Raw genomic sequence first — 19,742 nt, 5'->3', positions numbered from 1 at the left:
GCCCGCATGACCGAATCGGACACGCGGGCCCTGGTTCGGCTCGAAGCGGACGGCGAGGCGGACGCCGAGGAGTTCGACCTGCTGGCCCGCCGGCTGCGTGCCGAGCTGGACGAACTGGACGTCGACGTGCTGACGGTCCCGGGCGAGCTCCCACCGGGCGCGAAGGGCGCCGACCCGGTGACGATCGGCTCGCTGATGGTGGCGTTCAGCGCGGCCGGCGGCGTGTTCCCCGGGCTCGTCGAGACGCTGCGCGAGTGGCTGGGCCGCCAGGCGGGCCGCCACAAGATCAAGGTGACGATCGACGGCGACACGGTCGAGCTGGAGCGGGCGACGACGGCCGAGCGCCAGCAGCTGATCGACGCCTTCGTCCGCCGCCATGGCTAGCCGCCACGCGCTGCTGATCGCGACCGAGACGTACGCCGACCCGGCCCTGCGGCGGCTGACCGCACCCGGCGGCGACGCGCGGGAGCTGGCGGCGGTGCTGAGCGACCCGGCGATCGCGGGGTTCGAGGTGACGACCCTGGTCGACCAGCCCCACCACGTGGTGGGCGAGGCGATCGGCGAGTTCTACCGCGGCCGGCGCCGCGACGAGCTGACCTTGCTGTACTTCACCGGCCACGGCGTCAAGGACGACGACGGCAGCCTGTACCTGGCGATGGCCAACACCCGCCGGGACAGCCTGATGTTCACGGCGCTGGCGGCGGAGCTGGTCGACCGGGCGATGGCGGGGTGCCCGTCCCGGCAGAAGGTGCTGGTGCTGGACTGCTGTTACAGCGGCGCGTTTCCGGCGGGAAAGCTGGCGAAGGCGAGCACGGACGTGCACACGCTGGAGCGGTTCCAGGGCCGCGGCCGCGCGGTGCTCACGGCGTCGGACGCGACGCAGTACTCCTTCGAAGGCGACGCGGTGGTGGGGTCGGCGGCCCGCTCGGTGTTCACCCGCCACCTGGTGGCGGGCCTGCGCGACGGAAGCGCGGACCTGGACGGCGACGGCGACGTGACGGTGGACGAGCTGTACAGCTACGTCCACGAGCGCGTGGTGGCGGAGATGCCGAGGCAGCGGCCGAAGCACCAGTCCGATGTGGAGGGACGCATCGTGCTGGCGCGCAATCCGCGGTGGGCGCTGCCGGAGTACGTGAAGCACGGCTTGGCGAGCCCGATCGCTTCGGACCGGATGAACGCGCTGGAGGGGTTGAAGCGGCTGAACCGGGTGGGCAACGACGTCGTGCGTGCGCGGACGACGGACGAGATCCGGCGGCTGGTGGAGGACGACAGCCGCACGGTCTCGGCCGCGGCGCGGGAATGGGTGGCCGAGGGCGAAGGGCCGGTCGAGCCGGTCGCGGCCGAGCCGGCGACGGAGGAGGTCGCCCCGCCGAAGCCGGCGGCTCCGGCGGGGTCGGGAACCGCGGGACTGGCTGCTCCGGCGGGGGCGGGAACCGCGGGACTGGCTGCTCCGGCGGGGGCGGGAACCGCGGGACCGGCTGCGCCGGCCCGGCCGGGAACCGGTCGATCACCGTCGGCGATCCCGGCCGGGCAGCGGCCGGCCCAGCCGAAATCCGCACGCCCCGCCGGACCATTGCCGGCGACTCCGCTGAACGAATCCGAGCGGGCGCTGCGCCGCCGGAACGCCGCGTTCTACTTCGGCTCGGCCGCGTTGACCCTCGCCTTGGTGGCCGGGGTGGTCGCGGCGGGCGTCCCGGCCTGGCTGGCTACCATGCTCGTCGTGGTCTTCGCGGTCTTCGTCGGAATGGGGTTGGCCGGCCTGCGCGGTCAGTCCAAGTAGGACTCCACGGCATCCGCGGCGAAGGAAACCCCGCCATGGCCACGGATCTCCGCCTTCAACTCCGCCAGCCGCGAAGCCACCGAAGCCACCGAAGCCGACGAAGACACCTCCTCGACCGCCTCGCGCAGCGATGAAGCCGTCACCGAATCGGCGGGCAGATGCCGCCCCACCCCGAGTGCCGCCAGCTGGGCGGCGTTGCCGAACTGGTCCGCCGCCTGCGGAATCGCCACCGTCGGGACGCCGAACCACAGCGCTTCCGTCGCCCCGCCCATCCCGGCGTGCGTGATGAACGCCGACGCCGCTTCGAGCACCGCCAGTTGCGGGACGCTCTCGTGCACCTCCACCGAGGACGGCAGCGGCCCGATTGAAGCGGGCGGGACGTGCTTCCCCAGCGAGATCACGACGTGCCAATCCGAAGCGAACGCCGAAACGCACGCCTGGTACACCGGAAGCTGGTCGTTGAACGCCGTCCCGAACGACACCAGCAGTACCCGCCGGCCCGACGCCGGCGGCGTCCACGACCGGTCGGCCAGCCGCGCCGGATCCAGGCAGGGCCCGACGAACCGGACGTGCGGACCCACCCGGTCGGCTTCAGGCTGCATCGCGCGCGGGATCAGCGACAGGACCCGCGCCGGGTGCCCCAGCCACGCCCAGGGATCGGCCTGAACGCCGTGGGACGCAAGCCACCGCGACAACGTGGCCGCGTAGTCCACACCGGACGGTGACGTCTTGATCGGCTCCATCACCGAAGCCATGTCCTCGTCGTAGCCCTCCCACGCCACCAGCGTGGGCGACAGCTGGACGGCGGGCACGCCGTAGCGCGCTCCCAGCAGTGGCGCACCCAGCCCGCCGATGTCGTACAGCACCAGGTCCGGCCGGTCGGTGTCGAACCGGGCCGTCAGCAGCGGGTGGACGGCGATGGCTTCGTCGAGGAAGACGCGCATCGCGTCGGCCGGGTCGTCCGGCCACACCGCCGCCTCGCCGAGCGGGAAGGTCGTCGGGTGCTCGACGACCTCGGCGCCCGTCGGCGCGACCAGCGGAGCCAGTGGCGCGCCGACGACGTAGGACACCCGGTGCCCGCGGCGGACCAGCTCACTGATCAGGCCCAGCGACGGGTAGATGTGGCTCGGCGCGGTGCAGCCGACCATGACGATGTGTTTGCGCAGCATGGTGCTCCTTCAAGACGAAGAAAGAACAGACGGCGCGCAGGTGAAGGGACCCTCCCGGTCGGCGGGGAGTCCGGCGGTCACGCCGTCTCAGGCGAGGCGGAGCCGGATGAAGAAGATCATGAAACCGACCGTACGGGATTCCGGATCGACCGCGCCACCCGATTTCCACCTTTCGTAGGGCATTCGCGGTCATGCCGTCCCCGCGGGCCCCGGCCGGGACTAGGGTTCTCCCGCCCGAAGACGCAGGGGAAAGGGAGAAAACAGTGAGACGTGCCGTAATCGCCGCGGTGGCCGCCGCCGCGGCGGCGTCCGCGCTCGTGGCCGCCCCGGCCGCGACCGCCGCGCCCGCCGCCCCGGCGGCGATCGCCTGGGGACCGTGCACCGATCCCACGCTGGTCGCCGCCGGCGCCGAATGCGGGTACCTCGGCGTGCCGCTCGACTACCGCAAGCCGGCCGGGGAGCAGGTCCAGCTCGCCGTCAGCCGCGTCAAGCACAAGGCGCCCGACGCGCAGTACCAGGGCGTCATGCTGACGAACCCCGGTGGCCCCGGCGGTTCCGGCCTGCTGCTGGCCACCCGCGGCCCGCGCGTGCCCAACCACGCCGGTGACGCCTACGACTGGATCGGCTTCGACCCGCGCGGCGTCGGCGCCAGCAAGCCCGCGCTGAGCTGCGACCCGAACTACATGGACTACAACCGGCCGCAGTACGTGCCGTTCACCCCACAGCTGGAGCGGACCTGGCTCGACCGGTCCAAGGGGTACGCCGAAGCCTGCGCGAAGAACAACTCGCGCGCGTTGCTGGAGAACATGAAGACGACCGACACGGTCAAGGACATGGACTCCATCCGCCAGGCGCTCGGCCAGAAGCAGCTGAACTTCTACGGCTACTCCTACGGCACCTACCTCGGCCAGGTGTACGGCTCGCTGTACCCGCAGAACGTCCGCCGGATGGTGCTCGATTCGACGGTCGACCCGCGCGAAGTCTGGTACGGCGCCAACCTCAACCAGGACGTCGCCTTCGACAAGAACATCCTCATCTGGTTCGGCTGGGTCGCCCAGCACGACGACGTCTACCACCTCGGCAAGACCCAGGCCGCCGTGCAGCGGGTCGTCAACGAGCAGCTGCTCAAGACGTCCTTCAACCCGGCCGGCGGCGTGATCGGGCCGGACGAGATCATCGACGTCATCCAGCAGGCCGGCTACTACCAGCTGCGCTGGACGCTGCTGGGCGACGCGCTGTCCCGGTTCGTCAACAAGGGTGACTGGCAGAACTGGAAGACGCTCTTCGAGGCCTTCGGCGGCCGCGGCGACGACAACGGCTACGCGGTGTACCTCGCCGTGCAGTGCACCGACGTCCAGTGGCCGCAGAGCTGGAACCAGTGGAAGCGCGACAACTGGCAGACCTTCGCCAAGGCGCCGTACTTCACCTGGCAGAACGCGTGGTTCAACGCGCCCTGCCTGTACTGGCCGGCGAAGGCCGGGAAGCCGGCCAAGGTCGACGGCCGGGGCGTCCAGAGCGTCCTGATGATCGACGAGACGCTCGACGCGGCGACGCCGTTCGAGGGCAGCCTCGAGGTCCGCAGCCGGTTCCCGGGTGCTTCGCTGATCTCGGAGCCGGGCGGTACCAGCCACGCGATCACCCCGCGCGGCAACGCCTGCGTCGACAACAAGATCGCGGACTACCTGGCGACGGGCGCGCTCCCGGCCCGCAAGCCGGGCCGCACGGCCGACGTCGAGTGCGCGCCGCTGCCGCAGCCGACGCCGCCGGCGCCGACGGCCGCCAAGGCCGACGTCGCGGCGACGCAGGGCATGGTGGCCGGGCGATTTGCCGGCTGACCTGCGTAAACCCTGAGAAGCGGGGTGCTGGGCACACTGCCCGGCACCCCGCTTCTTTATGGGCTCCGCGTGCTTTCCGACGCCGGGGGCTTTGAGTCCGCGTGGACTTTGTGTTACAAAGTGCGTATCAACTCTGCGATTCAAAGTCCAGGAAAGGAGGACGCCATGACTGGGGGACCGGCGTTCGCACTGCACGGCCTCACCAAGCGGTTCGGGCAGGTCACGGCGGTCGGCGGGGTGTCCGTCGAGGTCGCGCGCGGCGAGGTCGTCGCGCTGCTCGGGCCGAACGGCGCGGGCAAGTCGACCACCGTCGACATGCTGCTCGGCCTGACCAAGCCGGACGCGGGGGAGGTCACCGTCGCCGGTGGCAGCCCGCGCGAAGCCGTCGACCGGGGGCTCGTCGGCGCGATGATGCAGAACGGCGCGCTGCTGCCGGACGCCACGGTCGGCGAGATCGTGGGCCTGATCGTCTCGACGCACGAGAAGCCGCTGCCCGCCGAAGAGGTGATCGCCCGGGCGGGCCTCGAAAAGCTCGTCAAACGCCGCTGCGGCAAGCTGTCCGGCGGCGAACGGCAGCGCGTCCGGTTCGCGCTCGCGCTGGCCGGCGACCCGCAGCTGCTCGTGCTCGACGAGCCGACCGCGGCGATGGACGTCGACGGCAGGCGTGCGTTCTGGGCGGCCATCCGCGAGTTCGCCGCCGGCGGCCGGACCGTGCTGTTCGCGACCCACTACCTCGCCGAGGCCGAGGACTACGCCGACCGGGTCGTTCTGATGCGCCACGGCGTCGTCGTCGCCGACGGCCCGGTCGCCGAGGTCCGGGCCGCGGTGTCCGGCCGGGTGCTCAAGGCCGCCGTCCCGGGCGCCACCGAGGCCGAACTGGCGCACCTGCCGGGCGTCACCGGCGTCCAGCTGCGCGGCGGCCGCGCCGAGCTGGCCTGCGCCGACTCCGACACCGCGATCCGCGCCCTGCTCGCGGCGCACCCGGCCGCGTCCGACATCGAAATCACCGCGCTCGGCCTCGAAGAGGCCTTCCTGGCGCTGACCGCCGAGGAGGTCGCCGCGTGAACACGACATACCTGAGCCTGGAGATCAAGCGGATCGTCCGCAGCCCGCAGTTCACCATCTTCACCATCGGCATGCCGGTCGCGATGTACCTGCTCTTCGGGGCGATCTTCGGCGACTACGTCCTCGACAGCGGCTTGCACTCGAGCACCCAGACGATGATCGGCATGGCCGCGTACGGCGCCAGCGGCGGTGCGTTGTTCACCGGCACCCGGGTTGCGCAGGAACGCACGGACGGCTGGCAGCGCCAGCTCCGCCTGACGCCGATGCGCGGCCCCGGCTACCTGGCCGTCAAGGTCGCTTCGGCGATGGCAGTCGCCCTCCCGGTGCTGCTGGCGATCTTCTTCGTCGGCTTCCTGCGCGGCGAGCCGCTCACCATGGCCGAGTGGGGCAGGCAGCTGGTCTTCCTGTGGGCCGCCACCCTCCCGTTCGCCGTCCTGGGCCTGGCGATCGGCCTGTTCGGGAAGGGCGACACGGTCGGCGCGGTCACCGGCGCCCTGATGATGCCGCTCGGCATGCTCGGCGGCCTGTGGATCCCGCTGGAGATCCTGCCCGGCTGGATGGCGACGGTGGCGCACTTCGTGCCCACCTACTGGCTGCGCCGGGTCGGCATCGACCCGTTGACGCACGCTTCCGGGACGTGGGTCGCGGTGCTCGTGCTGGCGGGCTGGCTGGTCGTGCCCGCACTGGTCGTGGTGCGCCGGTTCCGGCTGGACACGGCCCGGCTCTGATTGCGTGTTAGCTTCCGTGCAGCGTTGAGGGGTCTGCACGGGAGGAGGGCGAACCAGGTGGAAGACGAGCCGATGTCGGCCGAGGAGTCGCTGAACCTGATCGCCCAGCAGCACCGGCGGACGCGCCGGGAACTGGGCGGGGGCCCGGCGCGGATGCTCGCGGCCTGGGCCCTCGCCTGGATCGTCGGCTGGGGCTTCACGTACGTCACGACGCTGCCCGGCGTGGGGGTGCCGGGCTGGGTCGCCGGCGGTCTCGTCGTCCCGCTGCTGTTCCTCGGCGCCGTCGCCTACACGACGTTCACCAGCATCCGCACCGGCCGCGGGATCCGCGGGCCGTCCCGCACGGTCGGGGCGATGTACGGCTACGGCTGGGCGCTCGGCTCGATCGGGCTGATGGTCGTCGACATCCGGATCACGAGTTTCCAGGCGCTGTCCACGGACCAGGTCTCGCTGCTGTGGACCGGCACGTGGCTGCTGCTGACCGGCGTGATGTACCTGGCGGGCGGCATGGTGTGGCAGGACAAGCTCATGTACGGCCTCGGCGCGTGGATGATCGTGTCGGCCGCGCTGAGCGTGCTGGTCGGGTACCCGGCGAACTTCCTCGTGCTCACCGTCTGCGGGGGCGGCGGGTTCCTGCTCGGCGCGATCGTCTACTTCGTCCGCGAGAAGACCGGCCGATGAGCGAACTGCCGCAGCTCGACCCGGTCATCCACGCCCAGGCGCGGCTGCGGGTCACGGTCGCGCTGGCCGGGCTGCGCTCGGGCGACCAGATCACCTTCCCGCGGCTGCAGCAGCTCCTGGACATGACGGCGGGCAACCTCTCGACGCACCTGCGCAAGCTCGAGGACGCCGAGTACGTCGAGATCACCAAGGCCTACGAGCACCGCACGCCGGTCACCCTGGTCCGGCTGACCGCGGCCGGCCGGGCGGCGTTCGAGAGCTACACCAAGGCGCTGCACCAGCTGCTGGACGCCACCGGCGGGGACTGACGTGGGCCGCTGGGTGATCCACCTCGACCTGGACGCCTTCTACGCGTCGGCCGAGCAGCTCACCCGCCCGACGCTGGCCGGGCGCCCGGTGCTCGTCGGCGGGCTCGGGCCCCGCGGCGTCGTCGCCGGCGCGAGCTACGAATCGCGGGCGTTCGGCATCAAGTCGGCGATGCCGATGGCCCAGGCGCGGCGGCTGCTGCCGGCGAACGGCGTGATCGTGCCGCCGCGGTTCCGCGTCTACGAGCGGCTCAGCCAGGAGGTCTTCGCCGTCGTCACCGAGGTGGCGCCGGTGCTGGAGAAGATCTCTCTCGACGAAGCCTTCGCCGAACCGCCGTCGCTGCTCGGCGCGTCCTTCGACGCGGTGACGGAGTTCTGCGCCGCGCTGCGGGCCCGCATCCGGGCGGAAACCGGCCTGGTGGCGTCGATCGGCGCGGGCAACGGCAAGCAGATCGCGAAGATCGCCTCCGACGAGGCCAAACCGGACGGGCTGCTGGTGGTGCCGCAGGGGACCGAACGGGAGTTCCTCGCCCCGCTGCCGGTGCGCGCGCTGTGGGGCATCGGCCCGGTCGCCGAGGGCAAGCTGCGGTTCATCGGCGTCCAGACGCTCGGGCAGCTGGCGGCACTGTCCGAACAGGACGCCGTGGCCACGCTCGGCGGCGTGGTCGGCCGCGACCTGCGGCGGCTCGCGACCGGCGCCGACGACCGCCCGGTGGCCGGCCGCGCCGAGACCAAGCAGGTCAGCGCCGAGACGACGTTCGACACCGACATCAAGGACTTGCCGACGTTGCGGGCGGAGGTCCGCCGGATCGCGGTGGGCGCGCACCAGCGGCTGGTCAAGGCCGGCCGGGTGGCCCGGACGGTGGTGATCAAGCTGCGGCACACGGACATGCACACGGTGACCCGTTCGGAGACGATCTCCGCGCCCACGGACGACCTGGCCGAGCTGGCGGGGACGGCGGAGCGGCTCCTGATCGACCCGGCGGAATTCGGCGGCATCCGGCTGGCGGGCGTCGCCTACAGCGGCCTGTCGGTGCCCCACCAGGACGCGTTGTTCACCCTGGCCGCGCCCTCGGCGCCGTCGACGGTGGTGTCCACCGCCCCGGCGACGGCCGCCGCACCGCCGTCGGAGTGGCGCCAGGGCGACGATGTGGTCCACGAGGAGTTCGGCACGGGCTGGGTCCAGGGCGCGGGCCACGGCCGGGTGACGGTCCGCTTCGAGCACCGGTCATCGGGACCCGGCACCGCGCGGACCTTCCTCCAGTCCGACCCGGCCCTGACCCGCGGCGACCCCGGCGACTGCCTACGCTGAAGTGCCACATTATTGGGGCGTTTGGCCCTAGGCAGCTGAGCAGCCTTGCAGCTTCGCCACTTGCTGGCCCGCCAGCAGGAACGCACCCACACCGTAGGCCGCGGTGTCGGTCGCGTGAGCTGTCGCCGGGCGGTCGCCGACCGGCTGGACGTAACCCACCTTGCCGTCGGCCTGCAGGGACTTTGTCGACAGCGCCGTCCACGCCTTATCGACCACCGGGCGGAAGCGGGCCGCGTCGAGGACGCCCGCGTTGACGCCCCAGCCGATGCCGAACGTGAAGAATGCCGTGCCGCTGGACTCCGGGCCGCCGTGGTCCCACGGGTTCAGCAGGTCCGAGTTCCAGAAGCCGTCACGCCGCTGGACCAAAGCCAGCGTGGCCGCCATCTTCTTGAACACGCGCAGGTATTCCGGCCGCCGCGGGTCGTCCGTCGGCAGCACCTGGAGCACCTTCGTCAACGCCGCCAGGGCCCAGCCGTTGCCGCGCGACCAGAACACGCCCGACCCCTTGAACCGCGCGTCGCGGTACCACAAGCCGGTGAACTCGTTGAACAGCTTGTGCTCGGTGTACGAGAAGAGCGTTTGCATCGTGTCCAAATAGGACGGATCGTGGTCGATCAGGCTCATCCGGGCGAACGACGGCATCGCCATGTTCAGCGCGTCGACGTAGTTCCAGTAATCGCGGTGGCCCGCCTGCACGGAAGCCACCTCGGCCTTGATCCGGGTGCGGATCGAGTCGAGCGGGATCTCCGGGTGGAAGTACGTGTACAGGTCCAGGTACGCCTCGCCGGCGGCCTGGTTGTCCGGGAAGAACGGCCGCTTCGGGTCTTCCGGGAGCAGGTACTTGTTGGCCTGCGCCCAGGGGTACGTCTTGTGGTTGGACTGGCCGGTGGTCCGGACCAGGGCCAGGTTGCCGACGTGGAACGTCGCGTTCTGCCAGTCCGGCGCGTCGAGGTTCGTCCCGTTGGCGACCCAGTAGTTGCCCGCGGCCACCATTTCGTCGGAAACGGTGCAGGTCGCGGCGGTCGCCACCGGGGCGGTGAAGAGACTGCCCGCCAACGCCGTGGCCGCGAGCACGCCGAAACCGCGAATTCCCGGGAAACGCATGAAAGCATTCTCCTCAGCACGTCATGGCGGCGGTCGATCCGCAGCGAGTGAAGCGCGTCCCGGTAGCCGTGTCAAGGTACCGATCAGCGGTACGCCGCAACGGTTTCCAGCAATCGGCGGCACGCGGATTCGGCGCCGTCGGCGTTCTTCGCCAGCACCAGCGTCAGCACCCGGGAATGCGCCACGAGCTCCATCGGCTCGCCGTGCGCCTTCAGCGCGGCGACCACGGGCACCTGCAGCTGCGCGATCAGCGTGTTCCCCGACGCCCGGAGCAGTGCGGCGTGGAACCGCGAATCGGCGTCCCGGAACGCTTCGCCGTCGCCGCGCTCGACCGCGTCGGCCATCTGGGCGTAGGCCGAGGCCATCGCCGAAAGCTCGTCGGGACGCCGGTGCCGGGCCGCGATCCGCGCCGCCTGCGGTTCGATGGCCAGCCGCAGTTCCAGCAGCTCGCGCAGGTGCTCGCGGCCGCCGGGACCGCCGACGCGCCAGGCGATGACGTCCGGGTCGATCGCGTCCCACGCCTCGGGCGGCAGCGTCCAGGTCCCGACCCGCGGGCGCGCGGTGACCATGCCCTTGGACTCGAGCACGCGCAACGCTTCGCGCACCACCGTGCGGGACGCGGAGAACCGGCGGCCGAGCTCCTCGGGGACGAGCGGCTGCCCGTCCCCGAGGACGCCTTCGACGATCAGCCGGCCGAGTTCGTCGACGATGCGTGCATGGAGGTTCCGCACCGCTACTCGGGCAGGCCGACGCGCCGCTCCCCGCTGCGCAGCTGCTGCAGCACGACCGCGATCACCAGCAGGGCACCGTGGGCGACGTTCTGCCAGAACGGGTTGATGCCCAGCCCGGACATGCCGTTGTCGAGCACGCCCAGGATGACCACCGCGAGCACGGTCGAAATGATCGACCCGCGCCCGCCCTTGAGCATCGTGCCGCCGAGCGCGGCGCCGGTGACGGCCTGCAGCTCCAGTCCCTCGGACCCGGACGTCGGCTGGCCGGACCCGGTGCGGGCGGTGATCAGCACGCCCGCGATCGCCGCGACCACGCCGACGAGGGCGTACACGCCGATGATGTACCGGTTGATGTTGATGCCGGCCAGCCGCGCGGCGGTGTCGTTGCCGCCGATGGCGTAGACGTTGCGGCCGATGTCGGTGTACTTGAGCAGGAAGTGCAGCAGCGCCGCGACGATCAGGAACACCCACACCAGCGACGGCAGGCCCGCGATCGCCCCCTTGGCCAGGAAGATGAACAGGTCGTCGCCGCCGGTGTAGCCCTGTGCCTTGCCGTTCGAGATGACCTGTGCGATGCCCTTGTAGGTGGCGAGCATGGCCAGCGTCGCGACCACCGGGTTGACCCGGCCGAAGATGATGATCATGCCGTTGACCAGGCCGCACAGGATGCCGACGCCGACCGCGGCGAGGATGCCGACCTCGGCGTTGCCGGTCGAGGTGAACACCATCGCCGAGATGACCGAGGCGAGCCCGGCCATCGAGCCGACCGAGATGTCCAGCGCGCCCAGGATGATCACCAGGGTCTGCACCAGCGCGAGCAGTCCCATGATGGTGATCGCGCTGCCGATCAGCAGCAGGTTGTTGGTGCGGAAGAAGTTCTCGTTCAGCACGCTCAGCAGGATCACCAGCGCGATCAGCGTGATGATCAGGCTCGAGTTCTGCACGCCGATGCCGGTCAAGACCCGGCGTGCGGTGCTCGGTTGCGCCGGGGCGGCGGGGGCCGAGGTTTCCTTCGTGGGGGTGCTCATGCGCCGATCTCCTGGGCTTCGTCCACGGCTGGTTCGGTTTCGGGGATGGCGAGGGTCAGCACGGCTTCCTCGGTCGCGTCTTCGCGGCTGATCTCGCCCGCGAGCCGCCCGGCCCGCATGACGAGGATGCGGTCGGCCAGCGTCAGCACCTCCGGAAGGTCGGAAGAGATGACCAGGAGCGCGATGCCTTCGGCGGCGAGGCCGTCGATGATCCGGTAGATCTCGGCCTTCGCGCCGACGTCGACCCCGCGCGTCGGCTCGTCGAGGATCAGCAGCTTCGGCCGTCGCGCGAGCCATCGCGCGAGGACGGCCTTCTGCTGGTTGCCGCCGGAAAGCTTGCGGACTTCCTGCTCCATCGACGGCGTCCGCACGCGAAGCTCGCGTACGTACTCCTCGACGAGCGCGCGTTCCTTCGCCCGCTTCACGACCCGGAAGCGGCGAAGCCGGTCCAGGACGGCGATGGAGACGTTGTCGCGTACGGACCGCTGCATGAGCAACGCGTCCGTCTTGCGCTCTTCGGGCGCGAACCCGATGCCCGCTTTGACCGCGTCACCCGGGTTGTGCGCGCGCAGCCGTTTGCCGGCGAGCTCCACGGTCCCGGACCGGATCGGCAGGTCGCCGACGATCGCGCGGGCCAGCTCGGAGCGTCCGGCGCCGACCAGCCCGGCCAGGCAGACGACCTCGCCCGCGCGGACCTGCAACGAGATGCCGGTGACGTCGTCGGTCGTGACGTCGGCCAGCTTCAGGACCACGTCGCCGGTGTCCTGGGTGACGCGGCGTTCCAGCGCCGACAGGTCGCGGCCGATCATCATCCGGACCAGGCCGGCCTCGTCGGTCTCCGCGGCCTGCTGGACGCCGACGAGCTTCCCGTCGCGCAGCACCGCGACGCGGTCGGCGAGCTGGAAGATCTCCTTCATCCGGTGCGAGACGTAGACGACCGCGACGCCGCTGTCGCGCAGCCGCCCGATCAGCCGGAACAGCGCCTCGACTTCGTGTTCCGACAGCGACGACGTCGGTTCGTCGAACGCGATCACCTTCGGCGGGGTGGCCGCGGTGAGGACCCGGAGGATCTCGACGATCTGCCGCTGCGCGGCCGACAGGGCGACTCCGAGCGTCGCCGGGTCGAGCACGCCTTCGAAGCCGTACTCGGCGAGCGCGTCCTGGGTGGCCTTGGTGAGCGTGCGGCGGCTGAACACCCGGGCCTTCGCGGGCAGTTCGCCGACGAAGACGTTCTCCGCCACGGAAACGTGCGGGATGATCTCGGGTTCCTGGTAGATCACGCGCACCCCGGCGGCCATCGCCGCGCGCGGGGTGTCGAACGTGACCTCGGTGCCGTCCAGGAGCAGCCGGCCCTCGTCCGGGCCCTGGTCACCGGACAGCACGCGCAGGAGCGTCGACTTGCCGGCGCCGTTCTCGCCCATCAGGGCCAGGACTTCGCCGGAGCGGAACTCCAGCGAGACGTCGTCGAGGGCGGTGACACCGGAAAAGCGCTTGCCGATGCCCTCGACGGCGAGTGCGGGAGGAGAGGCGGACATGTGCGGCCCTTCGGCGGAGGAGGCCCGCGGGCGGTGCGGCCGGCACCGCCCGCGGGACAGCGGTCAGGTGCAGTTGACGCCGGCCTGCTTGTAGTTGTCCTTGTTGACGATCGTGGTCTTGGCGATCGTCTCCGCGGGCAGCTCCTTGCCGTTCTTCACCTTGTCGACCAGCACCTGGATCGCCGAGCGGCCGACCTCGGCGCCGGAGATGTAGAGCGCGGCCTTGTTGCCGGTGTCCTTGCTCGCGGCCCAGTCCTTGCAGGTGAGGTACGCACCGAGCCCGACGCCGATGATGTTGTTCGCCTGGACGCCGGAGTTGGCCAGCGCGGTCACGACGCCGGTTTCGTTTTCGTCGTTGCAGCCCCACACGACCCAGTGCTTGACGCCCGGGTTGGAGCCGATCACCGCGCCGGAGCGGTTCTGCGCGTCGACGGGGGAGTTGTCGGTGCCGACGTCGATGACCTGGACGTCGGCACCCGCGGCCTTGGCGAACGCGGACTTCGCGGCGTTGACGCGGTCGGTGCAGACGGTCAGATCCTGCTTGTACGCGCTGATGATCTTGGTGTCGGCGGCGGCCCAGCCCGCGGCCTTGAACAGCTTCCCGGCCTCGGTGCCGACCGAGTCGCCCATCTGGCTGCCGTTGAAGCCGACGAACGGGGCCTTGGCGCCGGTGCCGTCCTTGATGACGTCGTCGGAGGCGATGAGCGGGATGCCCGCGCTCTTGGCCTTGTCGATCACCTGCGGGCCGATCGCCTGGTCCGGGACGACGATGGCGACGCCGTTGGCGCCCTGCGCGACCGCGGCGTCCAGTTCGGTGATCGCCTTGTTGGCGTCCTGGCCGAGGTTGACGACCTTGAGCTCGACGCCGAGCTCCTTGGCCTTCTCCTGCGCGCCCTGCGCCTGCTCGACGAAGTACTGCTGGTCGCCCTGTTTCTGCAGGTAGTACAGGGTGACCTTGCCGTTCGTGGGCGCCTGCTGCTGTGGTGCCGCGGTGTCTTTGCCCGAAGAGCAGGAGGCCAGCAGAGCGCCGGAAATCAAACAACAACCAACAACGCTCCAGGTACGAAACCTGTGCGGGTATGTGGACATCGAGTGCTCCCATGAGGGCCGAGGTCGGGTGGGTCGGGTGTAGTTCGCGAAGTGACTCGTATTACAAAACACCCGTTCGAGGAGCGTCAAGGCGCAGTTAGCGGAGTGAGACCTACTCTAGGTAGTTTCTTGATCACCCACACGGGGATGATTTATCGTATTTTTTCCGTCCTGGGCTGCGCGTTGTCCGGTTTTGTCTCGTAGCGATGTTCTGATCGGTGTTGTCGACTGTGGTGGAAGTTTCACGCGACCAGGCAGGCCGTCTCTGCCGGATTCGCCCGGCTGGCAGGATGGCCGGACCACGTTAGGGGGACCGATGACGAAGCACCGCGTCGCCGCGCTCGCCGGGATCGCTCTCCTGGCCGCGGCCTGCAGCGGCCCGCCGCCGCAGCAGGGGCCGGCACCGACGCCCTTTCCCGAGACGGCCGCTTCTTCCGCGGGAGCCGCCGCCCCCGAGGGCTCGTTCAGCGTCGTCGCCACCGGGGACGTCCTGATCCATCCGGCGCTGACCGAACAGGCCCAGGCCGACGGCGGCGGGAAGATCGACTACCGGCCGCTGCTGGCCGGGATCAAGCCGCTGATCTCCGGCGCCGACCTCGGGATCTGCCACCTCGAGACGCCGCTGGCGCCGGAGGGCGGGCCGTACAGCGGGTACCCGTCGTTCAGTGCGCCGCCGGAGATCGCCGACGCGATCAAGGACACCGGCTACGACACCTGCTCGACGTCGTCCAACCACACGATCGACCAGGGCGCCGAGGGCGTCACCCGGACCCTGGACAAGCTCGACGACGTCGGCGTCAAGCACACCGGCTCGGCGCGGTCGGCCGCCGAGGCCGCGAAGCCGCTGATCCTCGACGTCCACGGCGTCAAGGTCGCCCAGGTGTCGTACGCGTTCGGCTTCAACGGCATCAAGGTGCCCGCCGGGAAACCGTGGCTGGCCAACCAGATCGACGTCGACGACGTCCTGGCGGCGGCTCGGAAGGCTCGCGAGGCCGGGGCGCAGGTCGTGATCGCGAGCCTGCACTGGGGTGTCGAGTACCAGCACGAGCCGACGGCCGAACAGCGGTCGCAGGCCAAGAAGATCCTGGCGTCGGACGACGTCGACCTGATCGTCGGCCACCACGCCCACGTGGTCCAGCCGTTCGAGAAGATCGGCGGCAAGTGGGTGGCCTACGGGCTCGGCAACAGCGTCGCCCGCCACTCCGAACCCAAGGGCGACACGGAAGAAGGCGCGGCGGCCCGCTTCCGCTTCGTCCGCGACGGCGACCGCTGGAAGGTCGACAAGGCCGAGTACGTCCCGACCCTGATCCGGCTGGAAGCCCCCATCCGCCTGATCGACTTGTCGACATCCCCGCCGTCTCCCCAGGTCACCAAGGCCCTCCAGGACACGGACAAGAACATCCTGAGCCTCGGCGCCGCCAAGTCCGGCCTCACCCGCCCCGGCAAGTAACTGGGGTTGCCCCGTGGGGCCGGACACCTTGATTCCAGACAGTGGTCTGGAGGGAGGATGTCCTGGTGTCGCGCAGGTCGAAGTATCCGGAGCAGTTCCGTCGCGATGCGATCGAGTTGGTCAACTCGAGTGACCGTCCGTTGCGGCAGATCGCCCGCGAACTCGGGGTCAACCACGAGACCCTGCGCTCGTGGGTCAACACCGCCAAGCAGGCCGCGGAGGCCGGGCCGCCGGCGGAGGATCCGGGTGAGGACCTGGAGCTGCAACGGTTGCGGAAAAGGGTCGCTGAGCTGGAGAAAGAGAAGGAGATCCTGCGCAAAGCGGCCGCCTATTTTGCGCGCGAGATGGATCGATGATCTACCGCTACCGGTTCATCTCCGAACACCGCGCCACCTACGGCGTGAAGCGGTTGTGCCAGGTCCTCGGGCTGCGCCGGCAGGGCTTCCACGAATGGGTCGCCACCGAAACAGCCCGGGCCGCGCGGGCGGAGGCCGAGCAAGAACTGGTCACCCTGATCGCCACGATCCATGCCGAGCATCGAGGTGCTTACGGAGTGCCGCGGGTGACCGCGGAGCTGCACCGGCGCGGCCACCTCGTGAACCATAAGCGGGTGGAGCGGCTGATGCGCGAACACGGGCTGGCCGGGATCACCCGCCGCAAACGCCGAGCTTTGACCCGACCGGCCGCCGGGCCGGTCACCCCAGTCAGTGTCCTGATCCGGCGGGACTTCACCGCCACCGCACCCGGCACGCGCCTGGTCGGGGACATCACCTGCCTGCCCACCTTCGAAGGCTGGCTCTACCTGGCCACCGTCATCGACCTGCACACCCGCGAAATCGTCGGCCACGCCATGGCCGACCATATGCGCACCGACCTGGTCTGCGACGCCATCGACCTCGCCGCCGCTCGCGGCCTCATCGAAGACGACGCGGTGTTCCACTCCGACCGCGGCGTCCAGTACACCTCCGGCCAGTTCCGCACCGCCCTCACCGAACACCGGATCCGGCCGTCTGTTGGGCGGGTCGGGTCCTGCTACGACAACGCCGTCGCCGAAGCCTTCTTCGCCACCCTCAAGACCGAAATCGGGGTCTCGATCTGGCGGACCCGGACCCAAGCCCGCCACGACGTGTTCACCTACCTGCGCTACTACAACCACAAACGGCTGCACTCCACCATCGGCCAAAACACCCCAGCCGAAGCCCGAACCAGCTACGTTCAAACCCCAGCTGCCTAAAACCCCGTGTCCGCCTCACCGGGGCAACTCCATAACTGTGATCAGCAGGTCGACACGCGTGATTGAGAAGCCGGCACGCGTGATTGAAGAGTCGACACGGCCGCACCGGCTGGCCCGCGGTGTGTCGACCCTCCAATCACGTGAGTTGGCGTTCTGATCACGCGAGTTGGCGCTTCCATCACGGGGTTCAGTGGGTTCGGGTGGTGATGAGGCGGGCCAGGGAGGCGAGTTCGGCGGTGGCGCGGGAGGGCGGGCCGGCCGCGGTGAGGTCGCGCAAGGCCTTGGCCAGCAACGCCTCCGCCTGGGCCTGGCTCCACTGGCGGCCGCCCGCGGCCTCGACGAGGGAAGCCGCGCGGGCCAGCGTGGCCTGGTCCAGGGGCTCGGGCCGGGTGTAGAGCTTGGCGAGGTCCGCGCCGGCGGGCGTGCCCGAACACAGGGCCGTCACCACCGGTAGTGACTTCTTGCGGTTCTGGAGGTCCGAGTACACCGGCTTGCCGGTGACGACCGGGTCGCCCCAGATGCCGAGCAGGTCGTCGACGTGCTGGAACGCCAGGCCCACCGCTCGGCCGAACGCACCGAAGCGATCCGCGCCGGGCGTTCCGAAGGCCGCCCCGAGCGTGCAGGCCGCGCCCAGCAGGGCCGCCGTCTTGCCCTCCGCCATCCGGACGCATTCGCCGGGGGTGACGTCGTCGCGTTGCTCGAAGTCCAGGTCCGCGGCCTGTCCCTCGAGCAGGGCCAGCGTCGCCGCCGACAGCACCTTCGCGTTCGCCGCCCCGCTCGGGGCCAGCACCTCGAACGCCAGGCTCAGCAACGCGTCCCCGGCCAGCACCGCCGGCCCGGTGCCGAACACCGTCCACGCCGTCGCGCGGTGCCGCCGGGTGGTGTCGCCGTCCATGACGTCGTCGTGCAGCAGCGAGAAGTTGTGCACCAGCTCGACCGCGACGGCGGCGGGCACGGCGTCGGCCGCCTCCCCGCCCGCGGCTTCCGCGCACAGCAGCACCAACGCCGGCCGCAGCGCCTTGCCGCCGTCGGCGGCGGCCGGCCGCCCGTCGGCGTCCTGCCAGCCGAAGTGGTAGGCGGCGATCCGCCGCATCGTCTCCGGCAGCCGCTCGGCGGCCGCCCGCAGCGCCGGGTCGACGAGCCCCTTGCTCCACGCGAGGACGTCGGCGAGCGGACGGGCCGCGGTGCGCGTGTTCATGGTCGTCATCAGCGACCGACCTGGACGTCGTCGAGGGCGCCGAGAGCGTCGGGGACGAGGACGGCGGCGGAGTGGTAGGCGCTGACGAGGTAGGAGGTGATGGCGTGGTCGCTGGTGTTCATCTGGCGGACGTTGAGCCCGGGTTGGTATTCGTCCGGGAGCGACTTGGGGCGGAGGCCGATGACGCCGGCGTCGTCTTCGCCGGTGCGCATGGCGAGGATCGAGGTGGTGCCGGTGGCGGTGATGGGGATTTTGTCGCAGGGCAGGATCGGGACGCCGCGCCAGGCGGTGACGGGTTTGCCGTCGAGGAGGATGGTGTCGGGGTAGATGCGGCGGCTGGTGCATTCGCGGCCGAAGGCGGCGATGGCTTGGGGGTGGGCGAGGAAGAGGCGGGTTTTGCGGCGTCGGCAGAGGAGGTCGTCGAGGTCGAGGGGGGTGGGTGGGCCGGTGCGGGTGGGGATGCGTTGTTTGAGGTCGGTGTTGTGCAGGAGCCCGAAGTCGGTGTTGTTGATCAGTTCGTGTTCTTGCCGTTCCCGCAACGCTTCCACAGTCAGCCGTAGCTGTTGTTCGAGCTGGTTCATCGGCTGGTTGTAGAGGTCGGTGACGCGGTTGTGGACGCGCAACACCGTTTGGGCGACGGCGAGGTCGTATTCGCGGGGGGAGGGGTCGTAGTCGACGTAGGTGCCGGGCAGCAGGGGTTCGCCGTCGTGTCCGGCGGCGAGGTCGATCGCGGCTTCGCCTTTGGCGTTCTGCGGCTTCCGTGGCTGTGACAGCGCTTCGGCGACGTGGGTGCGGAGGGATTCGGTGCGGCCGTTGAGGCGGGCGTAGGTGGCGGCGGGCAGGACGAGGGCGGTGACGCGGGTGGCGGCGCGGGCGGTGTAGGTCCAGGCGCCGGGGTCGGGGCCGAGGAGTTCTTCGCCGAAGTGGTCGCCGTCGGTGGCGGTGCCCAGATGCAGTTCGTCGCCGTACGGCCCGGTGCCGTGCCGGGTGATTTTGCCGTGGGCGAGGAGGAACAGTGTGTCCAGCGGTGCGCCGGCCTCGAAGAGGGTGGCGCCGGGTTCGTATTCGCGTTGCTCGAACGCGTCCGCCAACGCCCCCAACGCTGTTTCGTCGCCGAACCCGCGGAGCAGGGCGAGTTCGGTCAGCTCGGCGGGGACGACCTGGACGCGGGCGCCGGTGGTGTAGAAGGAGAGTTTGCCGTCGCCGAGGGTGTAGGTGAGGCGCCGGTTGACGCGGTAGGAGCCCGCGGGGACTTCGACCCAGGGGAGCTGGGAGAGCAGCCAGCGGGTGGTGATGCCGCGCATCTGCGGCAGCGTTTTGGTGGTGGTGGTCAGCGTCCGTGCCGCACGGACACTCAGCGACAGCTGCACCGACGCCGTTTCCTCGGTGACGGTCACGGTGTTTCCCGGCCGATCTCGGCGCTTTCCAGCACGGCGAGGGCGTCGGGGACGAGGACGGCGGCGGAGTAGTAGGCGGAGACGAGGTAGGAGATGATGGC

Annotated in this window: 20 protein-coding genes; 11 read left to right on the top strand and 9 right to left on the bottom strand. The window is 70.5% G+C overall.

The features are described from left to right. The first annotated feature begins 6 nt into the window (after positions 1 to 6). Together AB0F52_RS25745 and AB0F52_RS25740 are read left to right on the top strand one after the other, a co-directional pair. Positions 7 to 384, top strand: coding sequence for a hypothetical protein (locus AB0F52_RS25745; protein WP_360175972.1), 378 nt, complete (start codon positions 7 to 9; stop codon positions 382 to 384). Then, a complete protein-coding gene (locus AB0F52_RS25740) occupies positions 377 to 1,780 on the top strand; it encodes a caspase family protein (RefSeq protein WP_360175969.1) in 1,404 nt (467 codons plus the stop codon). Before AB0F52_RS25745 ends, AB0F52_RS25740 begins: the two co-directional genes overlap by 8 nt. Here AB0F52_RS25740 and AB0F52_RS25735 read toward each other — a convergent pair. Beyond that, positions 1,768 to 2,949 carry a macrolide family glycosyltransferase gene (locus AB0F52_RS25735; RefSeq protein WP_360175966.1) on the bottom strand — a complete coding sequence of 394 codons (1,182 nt, stop codon included), beginning with the start codon at positions 2,947 to 2,949 and terminating at the stop codon, positions 1,768 to 1,770. The two genes, AB0F52_RS25740 and AB0F52_RS25735, sit on opposite strands and share 13 nt — an antisense overlap. A gap of 263 nt (positions 2,950 to 3,212) precedes the next feature. Here AB0F52_RS25735 and AB0F52_RS25730 point away from each other — a divergent pair, with 263 nt between their 5' ends. The 6 genes from AB0F52_RS25730 (at position 3,213) to AB0F52_RS25705 (ending at position 8,875) form a co-directional block, all read left to right on the top strand. After that, complete coding sequence (locus tag AB0F52_RS25730; RefSeq protein WP_360175963.1) at positions 3,213 to 4,784, top strand: alpha/beta hydrolase; 1,572 nt, start codon at positions 3,213 to 3,215, stop codon at positions 4,782 to 4,784. Between the two features lie 165 nt (positions 4,785 to 4,949). Continuing rightward, a complete protein-coding gene (locus tag AB0F52_RS25725) occupies positions 4,950 to 5,849 on the top strand; it encodes an ABC transporter ATP-binding protein (RefSeq protein WP_360175960.1) in 900 nt (299 codons plus the stop codon). Beyond that, positions 5,846 to 6,577: an ABC transporter permease gene (locus tag AB0F52_RS25720; RefSeq protein WP_360175957.1), complete on the top strand. Its 732-nt coding sequence runs from the start codon at positions 5,846 to 5,848 to the stop codon at positions 6,575 to 6,577. Before AB0F52_RS25725 ends, AB0F52_RS25720 begins: the two co-directional genes overlap by 4 nt. A 57-nt stretch (positions 6,578 to 6,634) precedes the next feature. Further along, complete coding sequence (locus tag AB0F52_RS25715; RefSeq protein WP_360175954.1) at positions 6,635 to 7,258, top strand: hypothetical protein; 624 nt, start codon at positions 6,635 to 6,637, stop codon at positions 7,256 to 7,258. Next, positions 7,255 to 7,566 carry a transcriptional regulator gene (locus tag AB0F52_RS25710; protein WP_103335624.1) on the top strand — a complete coding sequence of 104 codons (312 nt, stop codon included), beginning with the start codon at positions 7,255 to 7,257 and terminating at the stop codon, positions 7,564 to 7,566. Before AB0F52_RS25715 ends, AB0F52_RS25710 begins: the two co-directional genes overlap by 4 nt. Before the next feature lies 1 nt (position 7,567). Next, on the top strand, positions 7,568 to 8,875 hold the full coding sequence (locus tag AB0F52_RS25705) for a DNA polymerase IV (protein ID WP_360175950.1): 1,308 nt from the start codon (positions 7,568 to 7,570) through the stop codon (positions 8,873 to 8,875). Between the two features lie 27 nt (positions 8,876 to 8,902). Here AB0F52_RS25705 and AB0F52_RS25700 read toward each other — a convergent pair whose 3' ends face one another. From AB0F52_RS25700 to AB0F52_RS25680, 5 genes are all read right to left on the bottom strand, one after another. Continuing rightward, positions 8,903 to 9,979 (bottom strand): glycoside hydrolase family 88 protein, encoded by a 1,077-nt coding sequence (locus tag AB0F52_RS25700; protein ID WP_360175947.1) that lies wholly within the window; start codon positions 9,977 to 9,979, stop codon positions 8,903 to 8,905. A gap of 83 nt (positions 9,980 to 10,062) precedes the next feature. Next, complete coding sequence (locus AB0F52_RS25695; protein ID WP_103335629.1) at positions 10,063 to 10,710, bottom strand: FCD domain-containing protein; 648 nt, start codon at positions 10,708 to 10,710, stop codon at positions 10,063 to 10,065. A 2-nt stretch (positions 10,711 to 10,712) separates the two neighbouring features. After that, complete coding sequence (locus AB0F52_RS25690) at positions 10,713 to 11,738, bottom strand: ABC transporter permease (RefSeq protein WP_360175943.1); 1,026 nt, start codon at positions 11,736 to 11,738, stop codon at positions 10,713 to 10,715. Further along, on the bottom strand, positions 11,735 to 13,273 hold the full coding sequence (locus AB0F52_RS25685) for a sugar ABC transporter ATP-binding protein (RefSeq protein WP_360175940.1): 1,539 nt from the start codon (positions 13,271 to 13,273) through the stop codon (positions 11,735 to 11,737). Before AB0F52_RS25685 ends, AB0F52_RS25690 begins: the two co-directional genes overlap by 4 nt. 63 nt (positions 13,274 to 13,336) lie before the next feature. Then, entirely contained in the window at positions 13,337 to 14,311 is a 975-nt protein-coding gene (locus tag AB0F52_RS25680; RefSeq protein WP_360175937.1) for a substrate-binding domain-containing protein, read from the bottom strand. A gap of 367 nt (positions 14,312 to 14,678) precedes the next feature. Between AB0F52_RS25680 and AB0F52_RS25675 the strand changes: the two genes are divergently transcribed. The 3 genes from AB0F52_RS25675 to AB0F52_RS25665 all read left to right on the top strand — a co-directional run bounded on the left by AB0F52_RS25675 (position 14,679) and on the right by AB0F52_RS25665 (position 17,046). Beyond that, positions 14,679 to 15,812 carry a CapA family protein gene (locus AB0F52_RS25675; RefSeq protein WP_360175934.1) on the top strand — a complete coding sequence of 378 codons (1,134 nt, stop codon included), beginning with the start codon at positions 14,679 to 14,681 and terminating at the stop codon, positions 15,810 to 15,812. Positions 15,813 to 15,877: 65 nt separating this feature from the next. Next, a complete protein-coding gene (locus AB0F52_RS25670; RefSeq protein WP_360175931.1) occupies positions 15,878 to 16,168 on the top strand; it encodes a transposase in 291 nt (96 codons plus the stop codon). Continuing rightward, entirely contained in the window at positions 16,165 to 17,046 is an 882-nt protein-coding gene (locus AB0F52_RS25665; protein WP_360175928.1) for an IS3 family transposase, read from the top strand. Before AB0F52_RS25670 ends, AB0F52_RS25665 begins: the two co-directional genes overlap by 4 nt. A 187-nt stretch (positions 17,047 to 17,233) precedes the next feature. Here the strand turns inward: AB0F52_RS25665 and AB0F52_RS25660 are convergent, their stop codons facing one another. From AB0F52_RS25660 to AB0F52_RS25650, 3 genes are all read right to left on the bottom strand, one after another. After that, complete coding sequence (locus AB0F52_RS25660; RefSeq protein WP_360175925.1) at positions 17,234 to 18,253, bottom strand: family 2 encapsulin nanocompartment cargo protein polyprenyl transferase; 1,020 nt, start codon at positions 18,251 to 18,253, stop codon at positions 17,234 to 17,236. Further along, the gene (locus AB0F52_RS25655) at positions 18,253 to 19,641 is read right to left on the bottom strand and encodes a family 2B encapsulin nanocompartment shell protein (RefSeq protein WP_360175922.1); all 1,389 of its coding nucleotides are present in this window, start codon (positions 19,639 to 19,641) and stop codon (positions 18,253 to 18,255) included. The genes AB0F52_RS25660 and AB0F52_RS25655 overlap by 1 nt, the downstream gene beginning before the upstream one ends. Then, positions 19,638 to 19,742: hypothetical protein (locus tag AB0F52_RS25650; RefSeq protein ID WP_360176713.1), on the bottom strand; the 105-nt coding region annotated here is incomplete at its 5' end. The genes AB0F52_RS25655 and AB0F52_RS25650, both read right to left, overlap by 4 nt.

Source organism: Amycolatopsis sp. NPDC024027 (genome assembly GCF_040638975.1).
In the GTDB taxonomy this organism is placed as follows: Bacteria; Actinomycetota; Actinomycetes; order Mycobacteriales; family Pseudonocardiaceae; genus Amycolatopsis.
This window is presented reverse-complemented; position numbering and strand designations above follow the sequence as displayed.

Excerpts from the sequence above, each read along its gene's own strand:
- AB0F52_RS25660 (WP_360175925.1), bottom strand. The coding sequence starts at position 18,253 with ATGACGACCATGAACACGCGCACCGCGGCCCGTCCGCTCGCCGACGTC.
- AB0F52_RS25690 (WP_360175943.1), bottom strand. The coding sequence starts at position 11,738 with ATGAGCACCCCCACGAAGGAAACCTCGGCCCCCGCCGCCCCGGCGCAA.
- AB0F52_RS25710 (WP_103335624.1), top strand. The coding sequence starts at position 7,255 with ATGAGCGAACTGCCGCAGCTCGACCCGGTCATCCACGCCCAGGCGCGG.
- AB0F52_RS25685 (WP_360175940.1), bottom strand. The coding sequence starts at position 13,273 with ATGTCCGCCTCTCCTCCCGCACTCGCCGTCGAGGGCATCGGCAAGCGC.
- AB0F52_RS25665 (WP_360175928.1), top strand. The coding sequence starts at position 16,165 with ATGATCTACCGCTACCGGTTCATCTCCGAACACCGCGCCACCTACGGC.
- AB0F52_RS25725 (WP_360175960.1), top strand. The coding sequence starts at position 4,950 with ATGACTGGGGGACCGGCGTTCGCACTGCACGGCCTCACCAAGCGGTTC.
- AB0F52_RS25700 (WP_360175947.1), bottom strand. The coding sequence starts at position 9,979 with ATGCGTTTCCCGGGAATTCGCGGTTTCGGCGTGCTCGCGGCCACGGCG.
- AB0F52_RS25675 (WP_360175934.1), top strand. The coding sequence starts at position 14,679 with ATGACGAAGCACCGCGTCGCCGCGCTCGCCGGGATCGCTCTCCTGGCC.
- AB0F52_RS25745 (WP_360175972.1), top strand. The coding sequence starts at position 7 with ATGACCGAATCGGACACGCGGGCCCTGGTTCGGCTCGAAGCGGACGGC.
- AB0F52_RS25740 (WP_360175969.1), top strand. The coding sequence starts at position 377 with ATGGCTAGCCGCCACGCGCTGCTGATCGCGACCGAGACGTACGCCGAC.
- AB0F52_RS25735 (WP_360175966.1), bottom strand. The coding sequence starts at position 2,949 with ATGCTGCGCAAACACATCGTCATGGTCGGCTGCACCGCGCCGAGCCAC.